Raw genomic sequence first — 17,145 nt, forward strand, 5'->3', positions numbered from 1 at the left:
GGGCTCGACATGGGGTACGGGGAGCGAGGGCGGCGGCGTCCGCCCGTGGTCGACCTGGCCGACCGCAGGGCCCTGGAGGCGTACCGCCCGGCGGACCCCGAGGCGGTCGCCCGGGCCCGGCGGCTGAAGGAGGCCGCGCTGCTGGACTTCGGGCTGACCGAGTCGGCGGTGGCGTCCTGGCTGTACACCAAGTGCCATCACCAGATCCCGACGACGGCCGTGGACACGGCGGCCGTGGTCGCCTCCGGCGACGGCACCTGCCTGCTGCTGTACAACCCGGACTTCTTCGTCGGACTGGGCCTGGACGGCGTCAAGTTCGTCCTGTTCCACGAGGCCCGGCACCTCGTGCACCGGCATCTGCTCGCCGAGCCGGAGCTGCGCGAGGATCCGGTGTTCGAGCTGGCCGCCGAGGTCTCCATCAACCATGTGGCGCTGGTGCGGCTGGGCCGCGAGGAGCTGCCCCTGCTGAACGGCCGCCCGACCGGCGTCGACCCGCGCCGGGTCCACGACCTGTACGTCGCGGACCTGACGGCACACGGGCTGGAGCCGGTGTCGTACGAGGCGTTCACCCGGACCGACACGCGCGTGTACGGCGAGCTGAAGCGCATGCGTCACCCGCCCGTCCCCGAGGAGCGGCTGTGCGTGCACCTGGTGGCCGGCGCGGTCCCCGCCGACCAGGAGACCGTCGACGCGGTCACGTCCTCCGCCCTGCTCAACTCGCTGCTGGCGGCCCGGCGCGGGCACGCGGGCGCCGAGCGGGAGCTGCTCGACCTCATGGACCGCACGGAGGGCGACTCGGCGCGGGCCGCCCGGCTGTGGGGCAGGCTGGGCGCCGGCACGCTGCGCGGCACGACCACGCGCACGCGCACGGTCGACTGGTGGCAGCGCTGGCTGGTCGACGTGCTCGGTTCGAAGCTGCGTGACGGCGAGCGGCTGGTCTACCCCAAGAAGCGGGGCGCCCTGCTCGCCGCCCTCGGGCAGGACCCCGTGCTGGCGCGGCGCGGCCCGGTCCGCGACAAGGTCCTGGTGATCGCCTACGACACCTCCGGGTCGATGCCGCAGCACGTCGTCCAGTGGCTCACCGAGCTGGTCGGGCGGATCGACGGCGTCGAGGCGCACTGGCTCTCGTTCGACGCCGTGGTCATGCCCTTCCGGCCCGGCGAGCGGGTGTACGGGGGCGGCGGCACGAGCTTCCAGGCGGTCGCCGACTACGTGGAGGGACGCACGGAGGTGAACGGGCGCCGCTTCGACGAGCGGCCGGACGCGGTCGTCGTCCTCACCGACGGCTACGCGCCGCCGATCACGCCGGCCGAGCCGGACCGCTGGATCTGGCTGATCACCGAGGGGGGCCACGAGTGGCCCGAGACGCACACACCGGCGATGGACTGCCATCGCGTCACCACAGGATCGCGGTGGAAGAGCGGATGAGCACGCGGACGCAACACACGCACGACACCGGCGACCGGCCGGCCCCCGGCGAGGTCTCCCGCCTCGAAGGCTTCATCGACGCGATGATCGACCTCGGGCAGACCGGCCAGGTCTTCGGCGAGCACGGCATCGGCAAGACGGCGACCTTCTTCTCGCACGTCGCCCGCGCCCACCCGGACACCGAGCTGGTGTACGTGCCGGCGGCGAACCTCACACCGGACGACCTGCTCGTCAACGCGCCGGTACGTGATCCGCGCTCCGGCGAACTGGTGCTGCGCCAGCTGGTGATGAGCCAGCTGAAGCCGGGCCGGCCGTTCGTGCTGCTCATCGACGACTCGCTGCAGGCGGGCGACACCATCCAGTCGCAGCTGATGCAGATCGCCTGCGACTGGACGCTCGGCGAGCACGACCTGCGTGCCCTGGGCTGCGTCGGCGTCTTCCTCACGGACAACGAGTCGCAGACGGAGACGTCGGCCCGGCGCGGCGACCTGGCGCTGCTGGACCGGATGGTCACGATGCGGATCTCGGCGAACGACACGTCGTGGCGTCGGCACCTCGCGGTCAAGTACCGCCCGTGGGAACTGCGTCCGGTGTTCGCCGTGTGGGCCTCGCTCTCCCCCGCCCTGCGCGAGCTGCTGTCCCCGCGCACGCTCGACCATGTCCTGGCCAACGCCCGGGAGGGGTTCCCGCTGCGCTGGGGCCTGCCGCTGATCGACGGCGAGCGGCTCCGGCTGGCCGAGCCGGGCCCGGACGGCCGGCCCGGCCAGAACCGTACGGCCGAGATCCTCGACCGGCTCGCGCAGGCGCTCGGCGTGGCCAACCCGGCCACGGTTCCCGACCCCGTACGACAGGTGGTGCGCGCGGCCCTGCGCAACCGCTGGACGGTGCTGCTCCAGGGGCCGCCCGGGTGCGGCAAGACGGAACTGGTGCGGGAGGCGGTCCGCGCGGGGCTGGGACGCGACGCCCTGTACTTCTCGCTGCCGGTGACCAATGTCGAGGACCTCTGCGCGCCCGTGCCGTCGCCGGACGGCACGCTGGACAACCTGCTCGCGGCGAAGTTCACCGGCCCCGAGCCCAAGGCGATCGTGTGGGACGAGTACAACCGGCCCAAGGACAAGGCCGCGTTCGCCAAGCTGATGGAGATCACCCAGGAGTGGTCGCTGGCGGGGAGGCGGATCGAGAACCTGCGGGCCCAGATAGCCGTCCAGAATCCGCCCTACCACCTGGGCCGCAAGCTGCTTGTGTCCCGCAACAACATCGCGCAGGCGACCCGGTTCACGGCCTCGCTGGAGGTGTCGCCGGAGGACATCCCGGCCAACGAGTGGCTGCTGGCACGGTACGGGGCGGACGCCGAGACGGTGCTGGAGTGGTGGAAGCACGACATCGACGAGGAGGGCCGCGCCTGGATCACCAAGCGCACCCTGGAGCGGCTGATCAAGCTGCACCGGCGCGGCCTGCCGCTGGAGATGGCCACGGTCTACCTCGGCGACGGGGAGTACGCGCCGGTGCCGCTGACCGCGCTGATCGACCGCCTGAAAGGCCGCCCCGTGACGGGCCTGCGCGAGTTGGCCCGGGACGCGGACGCGTGGGAGGCCCGGCTGCGCCGCGCCGCCGCCCGCTCCGACGAGGGCGGCGACGACAGCGACATCGTCCACCAGATCCTCGCCAACGCGGAGTTGTCCCAGCTGCGCAGGCATCACACCGTGGTGGCCCGCCTGGTCACACATCTGCCGGCCAAGCTGCGGGCGACGTACCTGGTGGGCGCGTCCGAGCAGCAACAGAAGTTCTGGATGGGGGTGTTCACGGGGATGCGGCGCTGAACGGGCGGGGCGGCCGGGTGGGGCGGGGCCCGGCGGACGGGCCTCAGTCCGCCGCGGGTGTCTCGGGCGCCGCCGTGCGGTGCACGCTGCGTACGGCCGCCACATCGGGCGGGACGGCCGGCGGCGGGACATGGGCGCTGAGGCCCGCCAGGCGGCGCTTGACGGTGGCGGCGACGCCCTGGCCCAGGACGAAGCGGGTGGCGGTGGCCGCGCGTGGCGCGTGGTCGAGGATGCGGTGGGCCTCGCGGCTGCGCAGGCCCGTGTGGCGCAGGACGAGGTGGGACAGACGGTGCTCGCCGGCCGCCAGCGTCCGCCCGACGCTCTCGGCGGCCGCCAGGTCCAGCCGGTTGTCCGCCGCGCCGAGCACGGCCGCCGCCCGGACCCTGCCGAGGTCCAGCAGGGTGACACCGCCGACGGTGGCCGCGCCGACCAGGCGGGCGGCGGCCGAGGGTCCGATGCCGTTGCTGGCCACCGAGAGCCGGGTGAGCCGTCCGTACGGCGCCCGCTCGAGGGCGTCGGCGAGCCGGAGCGCGCCCGCGTCGCCCAACCGGGCTGCGGACACGTACAGTTCGTCGATCGCCCCGGCGGCGACGACGGCCGCGAGCGCCTCCGCGCCCGCCTCCCCCAGCGGGTTGCCGCCGACGAACAGCCGCTCGACACGCCGTCCGTTGCCCGCGGCGGCCAGCAGCGCGTCGGCGAGTACGGTGACGCCCGCCGCGTCGAGTCCGGTCTGCACCAGGTCGAGCGTGCGCAATCTCCGGGCGGACTCGACGAGTTCGGCCGCCGCCCGGCCACCGCCTCGGCCGAGCGGGTTGCGTTTGAGCCACACCCCCGTGATCACCTGCGGCGAGGCCCGCAGTTGGTCGGCGATACGGCAGGCGCCGCCCGCGGTGATGCCGTTGCATCCGAGGTAGAGCGTCTCGACCGGCGTGCTCGCGGCGGCCACGGTGGCGGCGCCGTCGTCCCCGAGGGCGTCGGTGCCGAGGAGCAGATGCCGTACGGGCGAGGGCCCGTCGGCCAGGGCCTCGGCGACCAGGGCCGCGCCCTCGGCCCCCAGGCCCTGCTTGCACAGGTCGAGCCGCCCGTCGGGCAGCGCGGTGCCCGCGGCGAAGTCCAGCCGCTCGCCCGCCGGACGCCCGGCCCGCAGCCAGTCGAGCAGCGGGGCGAGATCGGCGAGGGGGCGGGGCACCACGTGGGGCACTCCGGCGAAGCGGCCCGACACCGGTCCTGGCCCCGGGCCCGACGCCGACCCCGGGCCCGGCTCCGTCTCCGGCTCCGCGCCCGGCTCCCGCTCCCGCTCGGCACCCGGGCCCGCCGGGTTCTCCTCGCTCACCACTGCGCCTCCCGGTAGTCCTTGAGGAACACGCCCGACACCGGGTGGCCGGCCTCGCCGCGCACGATCGGGTCGTACACGCGGGCCGCGCCGTCCACGATGTCCAGCGGGGTACGGAAACCCGCGCCCGCCATCCGGGCCTTCTTCGGCGCCGGGTTCTCGTCGGTGATCCAGCCGGTGTCGACGGCGCACATGTGCACACCTTGCTCGGCGAGCGCGGCCGCGCTGGTACGGGTGAGCATGTTGAGGGCAGCTTTGGCCATGTTGGTGTGCGGATGCCCGGGCATCTTGTTGCGCACCGCGAACCGGCCCTCGACGGCCGTCACGTTGACCACGTACCGGCGCGGATGCGGCGAGGCCAGCAGCAGCGGCAGCAGCCGGTCGCAGAGCAGCGCGGGCGCGAGGGCGTTGACCAGCTGGGTCTCCAGCACCTCGGCCGGGTCGAGCGCGCCGAGCCGGGCCGACCAGGAGTTCTCCGGGGAGGGATCGGGCAGCAGTCCGGCCTCGTCGGCCTCCCGCAGAGCGGCGGGCAGCGCGGAGACCGAGCCGCCGAGGCCCTCCAGCATCCGCATCGGGGTGAACCCGGGTGCCCGGCGCGTCCCCTCGGGCAGCGCGTCGCGCTCCCCGGCGGCCAGCAGGGCGTAGGACTCCGGCGGACGACGCACGGTCTGCGCCGCGTTGTTGACGAGGATGTCGAGCGGCTCGCCCTCCCGGCGCAGTTCCTCGCACAGGCCCAGCACCTGGCGCGGGTCGCGCAGATCGACGGCGACGACGGTGAGCCGGTCCAGCCACTGCGCGCTGCCGGGCTCGGCCCGGAACCGGCGGACGGTGTCGTGCGGGAAACGGGAGGTGACGACGGTCCGCGCACCGTCCCGCAGCATCATCAGCGCCAGCTGGAAGCCGATCTTCACCCGGCCGCCGGTGAGCAGGACACGGCGCCCGCTCAGGTCGGTGCTCAGCGAACGGCGGGCCGCGTTGTCCGCGGCACAGGCGGGGCAGAGCCGGTGGTAGAAGGTGTCGACCTCTCGATAGGCCGACTTGCAGACGTAGCAGGTGCGCGGCCGCTGGAATCGCCCACCGTGCCCGGCGGCCGGCAAGGGCGCGTCCTCGCGCCGGTCCAGGGCCCCGGTCGCGGTCGCCGCCATCGCCGCCGCGTCGGCGGCCGCCACCTCGGCGCTGCGCTCCTTGCGCCGCCGCAGCCGTCCGTCACGCGCGAAGGACGCGGCGACCTGCTCGGCCCGCAGCCGTACGGGATCGTCGACGGGCAGTGCGCGCAGCCTGCCCACGACCTCGTGGAAGGCGGCCAGCTCCGCCTCGGTGACCGACGGGCCGAACGCCGCCCCTCCGCTGTCCTCGCCCATCCGTCGCCGTCCCGCCCCGTCCCCGCCCCGTGCTCGTCGTACCGTGGTCCCGACCGGATTCGAACCGGCGTATCCACCCTGAGAAGGTGGCGAGTCTGCCTCTGCTCTACGGGACCGCGCACGCATCCGGACGACCGGATTCGAACCGGCGTGATTCGCCTGAGCAAGGCGAGGCGCCTGCCTCTGCGCTACGTCCGGACGCGCTTCCGGATCCTAACCGCACCCCCGCGACGCGGTCACTCGGATTCGGGGTCGCCGCCACTGCGCGGTTCAGCGTGCCGTGCGCCTCAGGCTCAGGCGCTCCTTCTCGGACATGCCGCCCCAGACGCCGAAGCGCTCATCGTTGTCCAGGGCGTACTCCAGGCAGGCGGAACGCATCTCGCACATGCCGCAGATGCGCTTGGCCTCCCGCACCGAGCTGCCGGGTTCGGGGAAGAAGAACTCCGCTCCGGTCTGTGCGCACAGCGCCTCGCGCTGCCAGCCGAGGTCGGGGGTCGGAATCGTGTCGGTATACATGGCCAGGATCGTGCCCGGCGGCGAAAAACGTTCGATCAACGCCGGATATACGCGGCGTCTCAAGGCCCCCGGCCGCCCGATGATGCTCCTGCCGCACCCCCTGCGCACGGCGGCGCGCGGCGCGTCCGGCACGTTCTCGAACGCCGGGCGAGCGCGGGGCGACTCCCCGTGACCGCCCATGGCCGTCGGTGATCTCTCGTAGCCCGACCGTGGCCTTCCGTGGCCTTCCCTGGCCGGGCGGCGGGGGCACGCCCGTGGTCGTGTTCCGGCAGCGATTGTCAGTGGGCGGTGCGAGACTCGGCAGTGCAGAGAACGGGACCCCTTCGAGGAGGGCAACGATGCTCACCACCCGTTTCGTCAACGGCGCTCCGAACTGGATCGATGTCGGCACGTCCGACATCGACCGCGCCGCCTCCTTCTACGGCGCTCTCTTCGGCTGGCGGTTCGAGTCGGCGGGACCCGATGCCGGCGGCTACGGCTTCTTCCAGCTGGACGGGAGGACGGTGGCGGGCGGCATGCAGACCGCCCCCGGGCAGGGCCCACCCTCGTGGACGGTCTACTTCCGGACACCGGACGCTCAGGCCACGGCGCAGGCCGCCGAGCAGAAGCACGGCACGGTGCTCTTCGCGCCGATGGACGTGATGGGCCAGGGCACGATGGCGGTCCTCACCGACGAGGCGGGCGTGCCGTTCGGCCTCTGGCAGCCGGGACAGACCGTCGGTGTGGACGTGGCGAACGAACCCGGCGCCCTGTGCTGGGTCGAGCTGTACACGCCGGACGTCGCCGCGGCGGCCGCCTTCTACAACGCGACGCTGGGCCTGGAGACCTCGGCCGCCCCCTTCCCCGGCGGCACGTACACCTGCGTCAACCCGGCCGGTGCCGGGGAGGAGGCCATGTTCGGCGGGATCGTGCCGCTGGCCGACGACCCCACGGAGGCCGAGACCGGCGCGTACTGGCTGCCGTACTTCGAGGTCACCGACGCGGACACGGTCGCGGCCAAGGCGGAGGAACTGGGCGGCAGGGTGCGGATGCCCGCCACGGACGTCGAGGGCGTCGGCCGCATCGCCAAGCTCGCCGACCCCTACGGGGCACGCTTCGCCGTGATCAAGAGCGTGCCCCAGGAGATGTGAGGCGGCACGGAAGAGCACGAGGACGGGAGGGGGCAGGACTGGGCGGAGCCGGGCAGGCCAGGACCGACGGCCGGATGCGGCGGGGCGGCGGCCCCGGTCAGGCCGAGGCTCGGCGCACCAGAGTGGTCGGCAGGACCACACCACCCGGTGCCTCCTCGGCGACGCTCCGGTCGAGACGGCGCAGCAGCAGGCGGGCCATGATCCGGCCCATCTCCTCGATGTCCTGACGGACCGTCGTCAGCGGCGGGTCGCTCTGTTCGGCGACGGGCAGCATGTCGTCGAAGCCGACCACGGCGACGTCCTCGGGCACCCGCCGCCCACGTTCGCGCAGGACGCGCAGGGCGCCCGAGGCGGCGAGGTCGTTGGCGGCGAACACGGCGTCCAGGTCGGGGCAGCGGTCGAGGAGTTCCCGCATGGCCCGCTCGGCGCCGCCGGGGGTGAAGTCGCTCTCGACGACGAGTCGCGGGTCGTCCTCGCCCATGACCTCCCGGTATCCGTCGAGCCGGTCCGCCGCGGAGGTCTGGTCGAGGGGGCCGGTGATGTGCGCGATGCGGGTGCGGCCGAGCCCGGCCAGCAGGCGTACGGCCTCGCGGGCGCCGCCGCGGTTGTCGCTGTCGACGTAGACCACGTCCCGTGTGCCGTCGCTCCAGCCGGGACGGCCGCCGAACACGGTCGGGACGCCGGCGCCCTGGATCAGCCCGGGAAGCGGGTCGTCGAGGTGCAGCGAGAAGACCAGGGCCCCGTCCACGTGGCCGCCGGCGAGATAGCGGGCGACCCGGGCGTGGTCGTCGCGGCCCTCGGTGAGCAGCAGCACCAACTGGTTGTCGTGGGCCGTCAGTTCCTTGCTGATGCCGCGGAGCTGGAGCGCGAAGAAGGGGTCGGCGAAGACCCGGGTCTCCGGTTCGGCGATGACCACGGCGATCGCGTCGTGGCGCTTCGTCACCAGGCTGCGGGCCGCCTGGTTGGGGACGTACCCGAGTTCCTCCACGGCCCGCCGGACCCGCTCGACGAGCGGCTCGCGCACGCCGTCCCCGCCGTTGACGACGCGCGACACGGTCGCCCGGGAGACGCCGGCCCGGGCGGCCACGGCCTCCAGCGTGGGACGCGACGCTGTCTCGGTCACTTCGGGGCTCCTCCTGGCCGGCTGCGGCTCAGGATAGCTCCGGGGGACGGGCGGGGTGAGAGCGCTCTCCGCCCTCCGCCCCTCAGTGCTCGTGCGCGTCGCCCGTCCCGTCCGGCTCAGGCGACTCGTGCGACTCGTGCGGCCCATGCGGTTCGTAGCCCGGGATCGTGCCGTCGGACTTCTTCACCAGGAACAGTCCGACCATCCCCATGTCGGAGTGGCTCTGCACATGGCAGTGGTACATCCACGCGCCGGCGCCGACCCCCTCCCCCGCGATGACCTGGAAGCCGAAGGAGTCGGCCGGTCCCACGATCTTGTTGTCGACGACCTGGCTGGGGTCGTCGGGGCCGGTGAGCAGGCCGGTGCGGTTGTCGGCCCAGCGATGACCGTGCATATGGAAGGTGTGGTAGTACTCGCCGTGCGTGATCATCACGAACTCGACCCGGTCGCCCACCGTCGCCTCGAAGTCGGGGCCCTGGTGAGCGGGTCTGTTGTTGATCGTCATGTCGTTGAAGACGATCGTGTGGGTGGCGTCGGGCAGGATGTCGCCCTTGCGCCGGACGATCACCGGTCCGTACAGGCCCTTGCGGATACCACCCGTGCCGTGTTCCGTCCCCACGACGTGGTCGTGGTAGTGCCAGTAGCCCGCGCTGCCCGCCCGCCAGGTGCCGTCGGCGCGGCGACCGGGGGCATGGGTGCGCCAGGTGTAGGTGCGCGTGCCACCGGGCTCGATGTCACTTCTGTTCAACTTCGTTCCGTCGCTGGAGATTTCGTAGTCCAGGCCGTGGACGTGCAGGCTCGCGGCCACGTCCAGGGTGTTCTCCACCTCGATGTGCAGCGTGTCGCCCTCGTTGAGTTCGATCAGCGGCCCGGGGACGGTCGCCTTGCCCTTCTCGAAGCCGTAGCCGAGTTGTCCGTCGGCGAGCTTCTCCGCGTACAGCTTGAGGTGTCTGACCGCTCCCCCCGCCGGGGCGGCCTTCGCCGGTCCGTCGGCGCTCACCGCCCTCGGCCCCAAGGACAACGATGTCGCGGCGGTGGCACCGCCCAGCAGCACCCGGCGGTTGAACCCGCGTCTGTCCATGCCGAACTCCCCACCCTGGTACGGAATTTGCGACGATGAAGAAGACGTGCCTGTGATGAACCTGTGAGACGGTACCGGTCGTTCCGCCGTTTCTCCACACCCAGGACAAAGTTCATGCCATTGCGGTCATAGGTATTGGCGAGTCATGCAAATGGGGTCTACCTTCCGTGGCGCTGTCGCTGTGACCGAGGAGGTGCCCATGCACTTACGAGGGTTGACTACGAGAAGACGAATCCGGGTGAGCGCCGTGGCGTGCGCAACGCTCGTCGCCGGCCTGCTCTCCGCGCCGGCCGCGGACGCGCGCCCGGCCCCCGAGCCACCCCTGACAACGATGTCCATCAAGTCGCCACCGGGCGGCCCGAACGTACGGGTACTGATCTTCCACGGGTCGGCCGCGGCCGGGGAGGAGTCACCGGTCGTCAACGCCGGCATCGAGGCCATCGAGCGCATCGGCCTGTCCGGGCCGGCGGACCAGCGCTTCGAGGTCGAGGCCACGGACGACGCCTCGGTCTTCACCAGCGAGACACGGCTGGGCGGTTACAACGCGGTCGTGTTCCTGACCGGGGGCGGTGACGTCCTCGACCCGGAGCAGGAAGCGGGCCTGGAGGCCTATATGGAGGCCGGCGGCGGATTCGTCGGCATCCACGACGCGGCCCGCGCGGAGCCCTACTCGGACTGGTTCACCGGCCTGATCGGTGCCCGTCCCGCCGCGTCGAGCCCGACGGCCGTACAGCGGGCCACCGTCGAGGTCGGCGACCGGCGGCATCCGGCCACCGGAGCCCTGCCGCTGGAGTGGAAGCGCCCCGACCTGTGGTCGAACTGGGTGAAGAACCCGTCCGGCGCGGTGCACACCGTCGCCCGGGTGCGCGAGTCGACCTACCGGCCGGGCGCGAGCGCCAACGGCGCGGACCATCCGGTGAGTTGGTGCCGCGACTACGACGGCGGCCGCTCCTTCTACACCGACATGGGCGGCACGGTCTCGTCCTACGACGAGACGGACTTCCGTACGCATCTGCGCGGCGCCCTGCTCTGGACGTCCCGGTTGGTGCAGGCCGACTGCAAGGCCACCATCACCGGCAACTACAAGGCCGAACGGCTGACCCCGGCCAACCAGCCCGGTCAGAACGACCAGATCGGCGAGCCGCACGGCCTGGTCACCGCGCCCGACGGCCGGGTTCTCTACATCGGGCGGGGCGGCGCCGACTCCTCCCGGCCGGTGATCACCGACTGGAACAACCCGGACGTGGGCAAGGGCAAGGGCCAGATCCACGTCTACGACCCGGCGACCAAGAAGGTCACTCTGGCCGGGGAACTCACGGTCTTCGGCAACAAGGGCGGCGGCGACGAACTCGTCAAGGTCGAGGAAGGCCTCCTCGGTATCGAGCTCGATCCGCGCTTCGAGCAGAACGGCTGGGTGTACCTGCACTACACGCCCCACTCGGGCGTCAACCGTGAGACCCGGATGGCCGAGCGGCGGGTCTCACGCTTCACACTCGACCCCGCCACCGACCGGCTCGACCTCGGCAGCGAGAAGGTGCTGCTCAAGTGGCCCGTGCAGGTGCACAGTTGCTGTCACGCCGGGGGCGGGCTGGCCTGGGACTCGAAGGGCAACCTGTACGTCGCCACCGGTGACAACAACTCCAGTGGTTTCAGCGGGGGTTACTCCGGAAACAACCCGCAGCCCAACTTCAAGGGCGTCTCCTTCGCCGACGCGCGCCGCACGGCCGGAAACACCCACAACCTCAACGGCAAGATCCTGCGCATCCATCCGGAACCCGACGGAACGTACACGCTTCCGGCGGGGAACCTGTTCACGGGCCGCGAGACCGACGAGGGCGGCGGCAAGACCCGCGGCGAGATCTATGTGATGGGCGTCCGCAATCCCGCGCGCATCTTCGTCGACCGCACCACCGACATCCTCTACGCGGGCTGGGTCGGCCCGGACGCGGGCGAGCCGTCACCCGTCTGGGGACCGGCGAAGTACGACACGTTCGCCGTCATCACCCAGGCGGGCAACCGCGGTTGGCCGTACTGCATGGGCAACAAGCAGCCCTACCGGGACCGCAATCTGCCGGATCCGTCGCAGCCGCTGGGCTGGTACGACTGCGACCACCCCAAGAACGAGTCGCCGAACAACGACGGCCTGGTCAACCTGCCGCCGGTCACCGGCAACAACATCTGGTACTCGCCCCAGGGCGGCGCACCGGACTACCCGCGCGACGCGGGCGGCATCCCCTCCTACCGGCAGGACCAGGCGACGTACCGACTGCCGTGGCTCAAGGGCGGCGGACAGGCGGCGATGAACGGTCCGGTCTACCGGTACGACGCCGCCGGCGCGAGCGCGGTCAAGTGGCCCGCGTACTGGGACGGCAAGTGGTTCGTCGGCGACTTCTACGACGCCGACCAGCCGCGCAACGCGGTGGTCATGGACCCGAGGACGCAAGGGTCGGGCGGCCTGCCGGTCCACTCGGAGTCGCTGAAGAAGATCGTGCCGGTCGGCAACGACGGCATCAAGAACCTCATGGACTGGAAGTTCGGCCCGGACGGCGCCCTGTACGTGCTCGACTACGGCCGGGGCTTCTTCACCTCGGACGCCAAGTCAGCGCTGTGGAGGGTCACTTACCAAGGCGGCGGCCCGACGCCGGCCGCCGACCGGCTGGCGAGGGGGGCGCAGTGATACGGCGAACGCGGCAACGAAGAATCTGGACGGCCCTGTTGGCCGCCGTGCTGATGATGCTCGGGCTTCAGGCGGCACCCACCGCGGCACAGTCCGAGCCGGCAGCCGCCGCCCAGGTGCTCACCTGGACCGCCGGCGACGACATCACGAAGTACGGTTCGGCGCCGGCGACGGCGGTGGCGGGTCAGGCGACGATCGTCTTCGAGAACAGCGTGGCGACCGGCAACACCATGGGCATGCCGCACACGTTGACGTTCGCGACCAGCGACCCCGAGTTCAACGACGACGTCACGCTGAACATCCTGGCCAACCCGAACGACGACACGGGCGGCCGGCACACCGCCGAGGTCACCCTGACCCCGGGGCGCTACTTCTATCACTGCACGATCCCCGGCCACGGTCAGATGCAGGGCATCCTCGTGGTGACCGAGGGCGGCGGCCAGGACACGACACCGCCCGAGACGGCGGCGCAGGTCACCGGCACGCAGAACGCGCAGGGCGAGTACGTCGGCTCGGCGAGTGTCGCGATCGGGGCGACCGACGACGGCGGGTCGGGCGTCGACGGTATCCAGTATGCGGTCGGCACTGCCGGTGACTGGATCCCGTACACCGCACCGGTCGTCGTCGACCAGGTCGGCAGCCACCAGATCCGCTACCGGGCGCTCGACAAGGCCGGCAACGTCTCCACGGAGAGGACCGTCGCGTTCACGGTCGTCGCCCCGCCCTCCGACGACACGACACCCCCGGACACCTCCGGGACCGTATCCGGCGAGCAGAACCCCGACGGCACGTACATCGACATGGCGACCGTCACCGTGTCGGCCTCCGACACCGGATCCGGCGTCAACACGATCGAGTACGCCGTCGGCTCCGGGGCCTGGCAGCCGTACACCGCGCCCGTGATGGTGCACCAGGTCGGCACCCACACCGTGCGGTACCGGGCCACCGACAAGGCGGGGAACGCGGCCGCCGAGAAGAGCGTCCGGTTCACCGTGGTCGCGGCGGCCCCGCAGGACACCACGCCACCGGTGACCGGCGTGACCGTCGAAGGCACGAAGAACTCCGGCGGGGCCTACGTCGGCAACGCCCGGGTGACCGTGAGCGCGACGGACGAGCACGGGTCGGGTGTCGACCGGATCGAGTATTCACTCGACGGTGGACCGTACATCGCATACGCCATCCCGGTGGTGGTCGACCGTGCGGGCCCGCACACCCTCGCCTACCGCGCCACCGACAAGGCCGGCAACACCTCCACCGCCCGCACGGTGACCTTCACGGTGGTGTCGAGCCAGGTCCCGGCCCCCCACTGCCCGGAATACGACGAGCGGTTGACGGTGATCGTGGGAACGGTCGACTCGGGGGTGCCGAACCGGCTGACCGACAAACGGTGCCGGATCAACGAGTTGATCGAGGACGAGAGGGAGTGGACGTCCCACGCGCTGTTCCTCAAGCATGTGAAGACGGTCCTCGACGCGCTGTTCGGCGAGGGAATCGTGGACCAGCGCGAGTACGACGCCGTACAGGAGGCCGCCGACCGCTCCGGGATCGGCAAGCCCGGCCAGACCGAGGGCTACCGCACGATCCTCGACGGCAGCGCGGGCTCGTTCGCGAAGTGGCAGCAGGTGGGCGGCGGATCGTTCGCGCAGAACGCCGACGGATCGATCACCAGCGGGACCACCCGCGAGGGCCTGGGCATGCTGTGGTTCCCCGAGCGCAAGTACGGCGACTTCTCGCTGAAGCTCCAGTGGCGCGACGACGCTCCGGGCACGGGCAACGCCAACTCCGGTGTGTTCGTGCGCTTCCCGTGGGTCCATGACCACACCGAGGAGTCACGACCGGAGTGGGTCGCCATCAAGTACGGGCACGAGGTGCAGGTGCTGGACCGGCCGGACGGGGACATGTACAAGACCGGGTCGGTGTACGGCTTCGACCGGGTGGGACTCGCGGGCGCGGGCGTCACCCAGAAGGGAACCTGGAACGACTACGAGATCAGGGTGGTCGACCAGCACTACTCGGTCTACCGCAACGGTGTGCTGATCAACGAGTTCGACAACACCGGCGGCCAGGAGTTCTCCCCGCCGCGCGCGGACGACCCGGGCACGGACGGGCGGCGTTTCGCCTCCGGTTACCTCGGGCTGCAGGTGCACGGCACGACGGACGTCGTCTCGTACCGGGACATCCGTATCAAGGAGTTGTGACAGCAGCCGTCCGGCCCGCGCCGGACGGTCGCGCTAGGACGCCCCGGGCCCGCCCGGGGCGTCCTCGTGCCGGGCCCGGCTCGGCTGCACCCGCTTCGGCTCTCCGGGCATCTTCGGGTACTCCGGCGGATACGGCAGATCGCCCAGGCCGTGGTCGTGTTCGTCGCGGCGGGCGAGTTCGAGCAGGGCCTCCAGGGAGAACGTGTGGTCGTCCATGTCGGCGTGCACATCGCCGAGTTCGGCGTACCGAGCCGGCATGGTCGCGAGGTCGAAGTCGGCGGGGTGGGCGTCGCCGACCTCCTCCCAGCGCAGCGGCGCCGAGACCGGCGCGTGCGGCCGGGGACGCACGGAGTAGGCGGAGGCGATGGTGCGGTCGCGAGCGGTCTGGTTGTAGTCGATGAAGATGCGCTCGCCCCGTTCCTCCTTCCACCACTTGATCGTCACCCGCTCCGGCAGCCGCCGTTCCATCTCCCGGCCGACGGCGATGGCGGCGCGCCGGACCTGGGTGAAGGTCCAGCGGGGCTCGATCGGCACGAAGACGTGCAGACCACGGCCGCCGGAGGTCTTGGGCCAGCCACGCAGACCGCCGAACTCCTCGAGGACCGAGCGTAGTTCGTGCGCGGCGTGGACCGCGTCGTCGTAGTCGGTGCCGGGCTGTGGGTCGAGGTCGATGCGCAGTTCGTCGGGGCGGTCGACATCATCGCGGCGCACGGGCCAGGGGTGGAAGGTGAGGGTCCCGTACTGGGCGGCCCACAGAACGGCCGCCTCCTCGGTCGGGCACATCTCGTCGGCGCTGCGTCCGCTGGGGAAGGTGATGTGGGCGGTCGGGATCCAGTCGGGCATGTTCTTCGGCGCCCGCTTCTGGAAGAAGGACTCGCCTCCCACGCCGTCCGGGTACCGCTCCAGGGTGGTGGGGCGGTTGCGCAGCGCGCGCAGGATGCCGGGCGCGACCGCCTGGTAGTAGCGGGCGAGGTCCAGCTTGGTGAAGCCGCGCTCCGGGAAGAAGACCTTGTCGGGGCTGGACAGCCGTACCGTCCGGCCGGCCACTTCCAGTTCCACCGCATCGCCCATGCGAGCCACGGTAGACACACCTCCGACAGCTCGCATCAGCTCGCGACGGCCCGTACGCCGGACGGTCCGCACACCGGGCGGTCCCCGTGATCCTCGCGCAGAATCGGGGCATGGATCTGCCGGTGATGCCGCCCGTGAAGCCGATGCTCGCCAAGTCGGTGGCGGCGATCCCGCCGGGCATGCAGTACGAGGCGAAGTGGGACGGTTTCCGGGCGATCGTGTTTCGCGACGGTGCCGAGATCGAACTGGGCAGCCGCACCGGAAAGCCGCTGACCAGGTATTTTCCGGAACTGGTGGAGGCGTTGCGGGAACGGTTGCCGCAGCGGTGTGTGCTGGACGGGGAGATCGTGATCACCCGGGAAGGACGACTCGACTTCGACGCCCTCACGGAGCGCATCCATCCGGCGGATTCCCGGGTGCGCACCCTCGCCGAACGGACCCCGGCGTCGTTCGTCGCCTTCGACCTGCTGGCGCTCGCCGACCGGTCGCTCCTGGACGTTCCGCTGAGCGACCGGCGTGAGCTGCTGACCGAGGCGCTCGCCGGGGTGACGGCACCCGTGCACCTGGCGCCGGCGACGACCGACGCCGAGGTGGCACGGCAGTGGTTCGACGAGTACGAGGGCGCGGGCCTGGACGGGGTGATCGCCAAACCGCTCACCCTGCACTACCGCCAGGACGAGCGCGCCATGTTCAAGGTCAAGCACGAGCGCACCGCGGACGTCGTCGTCGCCGGATACCGCTTGCACAAAAGCGGACCGGTGGTCGGCTCGCTGCTGCTGGGCCTGTACGACGAACGGGGCGTCCTCCAGCACGTCGGCGTGTCGGCCGCCTTCTCCATGAAACGCCGGGCCGAGCTGATCGAGGAACTGGAGCCGCTGCGCATGGAGGACGCGGCGGGCCATCCGTGGGCGGCCTGGTCGGAGGAGTCCGCCCACGAGACGGCACGGCTGCCCGGGGCGCCGAGCCGCTGGTCGGGCAAGAAGGACCTGTCCTGGGTGCCGTTGCGGCCCGAACGGGTGGTCGAGGTGGCGTACGACCACATGGAGAACGGGGCGCGGTTCCGGCACACCGCCCGCTTCCGCCGCTGGCGCCCCGACCGCACCCCCGACAGCTGCACCTACGCCCAACTGGAGGAGCCGGTGCGCTACGACCTGGCGGAGATCCTCGGGGCGCCGCCCTCGGCGTGACCCACCAGCGGCAGCGTGATCCACTGATCCACAAGCGGTTGTGCTGCCGTGGAAGAACGGTTGGGCGCCACAAGCGGTTTCGGGAGCAGCGCCCGACTCGTAACCGGTATCAGGCACCACTTGATCCACAACCGGTTCCTGGCGCGAGCCGATCCACAACCGGTTGCCGGCGCAGAGCTTGATCCACAACCGGTTTCACGCGGCAACCTGATCCGTAACC

The 17,145-nt window shown here is 71.6% G+C and carries 12 protein-coding genes and 2 tRNA genes; 6 read left to right on the forward strand and 8 right to left on the reverse strand.

All coding sequences use genetic code 11. The annotated features are described in order from the left end of the window. The first annotated feature begins 9 nt into the window (after positions 1-9). Complete coding sequence (locus ACFVYS_RS02910; RefSeq protein ID WP_389498232.1) at positions 10-1,428, forward strand: hypothetical protein; 1,419 nt, start codon at positions 10-12, stop codon at positions 1,426-1,428. After that, positions 1,425-3,248, forward strand: a complete 1,824-nt coding sequence (locus ACFVYS_RS02915) for an AAA family ATPase (protein ID WP_389498234.1) — start codon at positions 1,425-1,427, stop codon at positions 3,246-3,248. Before ACFVYS_RS02910 ends, ACFVYS_RS02915 begins: the two co-directional genes overlap by 4 nt. A 43-nt stretch (positions 3,249-3,291) precedes the next feature. On the opposite strand, the gene ACFVYS_RS02920 is transcribed toward ACFVYS_RS02915, so the two are convergent. The 5 genes from ACFVYS_RS02920 to ACFVYS_RS02940 all read right to left on the reverse strand — a co-directional run bounded on the left by ACFVYS_RS02920 (position 3,292) and on the right by ACFVYS_RS02940 (position 6,458). Beyond that, positions 3,292-4,581 carry a ribonuclease inhibitor gene (locus tag ACFVYS_RS02920; protein ID WP_389498236.1) on the reverse strand — a complete coding sequence of 430 codons (1,290 nt, stop codon included), beginning with the start codon at positions 4,579-4,581 and terminating at the stop codon, positions 3,292-3,294. Then, positions 4,578-5,942 carry an SDR family NAD(P)-dependent oxidoreductase gene (locus tag ACFVYS_RS02925; protein ID WP_389498237.1) on the reverse strand — a complete coding sequence of 455 codons (1,365 nt, stop codon included), beginning with the start codon at positions 5,940-5,942 and terminating at the stop codon, positions 4,578-4,580. The genes ACFVYS_RS02920 and ACFVYS_RS02925 overlap by 4 nt, the downstream gene beginning before the upstream one ends. A gap of 44 nt (positions 5,943-5,986) precedes the next feature. Beyond that, positions 5,987-6,058, reverse strand: a tRNA-Glu gene (locus ACFVYS_RS02930). Positions 6,059-6,067: 9 nt separating this feature from the next. After that, positions 6,068-6,140: transfer RNA gene (locus tag ACFVYS_RS02935), tRNA-Ser, on the reverse strand. Between the two features lie 72 nt (positions 6,141-6,212). Then, a complete protein-coding gene (locus tag ACFVYS_RS02940) occupies positions 6,213-6,458 on the reverse strand; it encodes a WhiB family transcriptional regulator (protein WP_199875776.1) in 246 nt (81 codons plus the stop codon). A 338-nt stretch (positions 6,459-6,796) separates the two neighbouring features. On the opposite strand from ACFVYS_RS02940, the gene ACFVYS_RS02945 reads away from it, so the two are divergent. Then, positions 6,797-7,588, forward strand: a complete 792-nt coding sequence (locus tag ACFVYS_RS02945) for a VOC family protein (protein WP_389498239.1) — start codon at positions 6,797-6,799, stop codon at positions 7,586-7,588. Between the two features lie 97 nt (positions 7,589-7,685). Here ACFVYS_RS02945 and ACFVYS_RS02950 read toward each other — a convergent pair whose 3' ends face one another. Next, a complete protein-coding gene (locus ACFVYS_RS02950; RefSeq protein ID WP_389498240.1) occupies positions 7,686-8,711 on the reverse strand; it encodes a LacI family DNA-binding transcriptional regulator in 1,026 nt (341 codons plus the stop codon). A gap of 82 nt (positions 8,712-8,793) precedes the next feature. Continuing rightward, a complete protein-coding gene (locus tag ACFVYS_RS02955; protein ID WP_389498242.1) occupies positions 8,794-9,792 on the reverse strand; it encodes a multicopper oxidase domain-containing protein in 999 nt (332 codons plus the stop codon). A gap of 199 nt (positions 9,793-9,991) precedes the next feature. Here ACFVYS_RS02955 and ACFVYS_RS02960 point away from each other — a divergent pair, with 199 nt between their 5' ends. Continuing rightward, positions 9,992-12,469 (forward strand): ThuA domain-containing protein, encoded by a 2,478-nt coding sequence (locus ACFVYS_RS02960; protein ID WP_389498244.1) that lies wholly within the window; start codon positions 9,992-9,994, stop codon positions 12,467-12,469. A 53-nt stretch (positions 12,470-12,522) separates the two neighbouring features. Beyond that, positions 12,523-14,667, forward strand: a complete 2,145-nt coding sequence (locus tag ACFVYS_RS02965) for an OmpL47-type beta-barrel domain-containing protein (protein WP_389498612.1) — start codon at positions 12,523-12,525, stop codon at positions 14,665-14,667. A 33-nt stretch (positions 14,668-14,700) separates the two neighbouring features. On the opposite strand, the gene ligD is transcribed toward ACFVYS_RS02965, so the two are convergent. Next, positions 14,701-15,738 carry a non-homologous end-joining DNA ligase gene (ligD, locus tag ACFVYS_RS02970; RefSeq protein ID WP_389498246.1) on the reverse strand — a complete coding sequence of 346 codons (1,038 nt, stop codon included), beginning with the start codon at positions 15,736-15,738 and terminating at the stop codon, positions 14,701-14,703. Between the two features lie 110 nt (positions 15,739-15,848). Here ligD and ACFVYS_RS02975 point away from each other — a divergent pair, with 110 nt between their 5' ends. Then, positions 15,849-16,925 carry an ATP-dependent DNA ligase gene (locus ACFVYS_RS02975; protein ID WP_389498248.1) on the forward strand — a complete coding sequence of 359 codons (1,077 nt, stop codon included), beginning with the start codon at positions 15,849-15,851 and terminating at the stop codon, positions 16,923-16,925. The last annotated feature ends 220 nt before the right edge of the window (positions 16,926-17,145 follow it).

This window comes from Streptomyces sp. NPDC058295, from assembly GCF_042880655.1.
GTDB classification, from domain to species: Bacteria; Actinomycetota; Actinomycetes; order Streptomycetales; family Streptomycetaceae; genus Streptomyces; species Streptomyces coriariae.

Coding starts and splice junctions, on each gene's coding strand:
- ACFVYS_RS02955 (WP_389498242.1), bottom strand. CDS start 9,792: ATGGACAGACGCGGGTTCAACCGCCGGGTGCTGCTGGGCGGTGCCACC.
- ACFVYS_RS02925 (WP_389498237.1), bottom strand. CDS start 5,942: ATGGGCGAGGACAGCGGAGGGGCGGCGTTCGGCCCGTCGGTCACCGAG.
- ACFVYS_RS02910 (WP_389498232.1), top strand. CDS start 10: ATGGGGTACGGGGAGCGAGGGCGGCGGCGTCCGCCCGTGGTCGACCTG.
- ACFVYS_RS02915 (WP_389498234.1), top strand. CDS start 1,425: ATGAGCACGCGGACGCAACACACGCACGACACCGGCGACCGGCCGGCC.
- ligD (WP_389498246.1), bottom strand. CDS start 15,738: ATGGGCGATGCGGTGGAACTGGAAGTGGCCGGCCGGACGGTACGGCTG.
- ACFVYS_RS02960 (WP_389498244.1), top strand. CDS start 9,992: ATGCACTTACGAGGGTTGACTACGAGAAGACGAATCCGGGTGAGCGCC.
- ACFVYS_RS02975 (WP_389498248.1), top strand. CDS start 15,849: ATGGATCTGCCGGTGATGCCGCCCGTGAAGCCGATGCTCGCCAAGTCG.
- ACFVYS_RS02945 (WP_389498239.1), top strand. CDS start 6,797: ATGCTCACCACCCGTTTCGTCAACGGCGCTCCGAACTGGATCGATGTC.
- ACFVYS_RS02965 (WP_389498612.1), top strand. CDS start 12,523: ATGATGCTCGGGCTTCAGGCGGCACCCACCGCGGCACAGTCCGAGCCG.
- ACFVYS_RS02940 (WP_199875776.1), bottom strand. CDS start 6,458: ATGTATACCGACACGATTCCGACCCCCGACCTCGGCTGGCAGCGCGAG.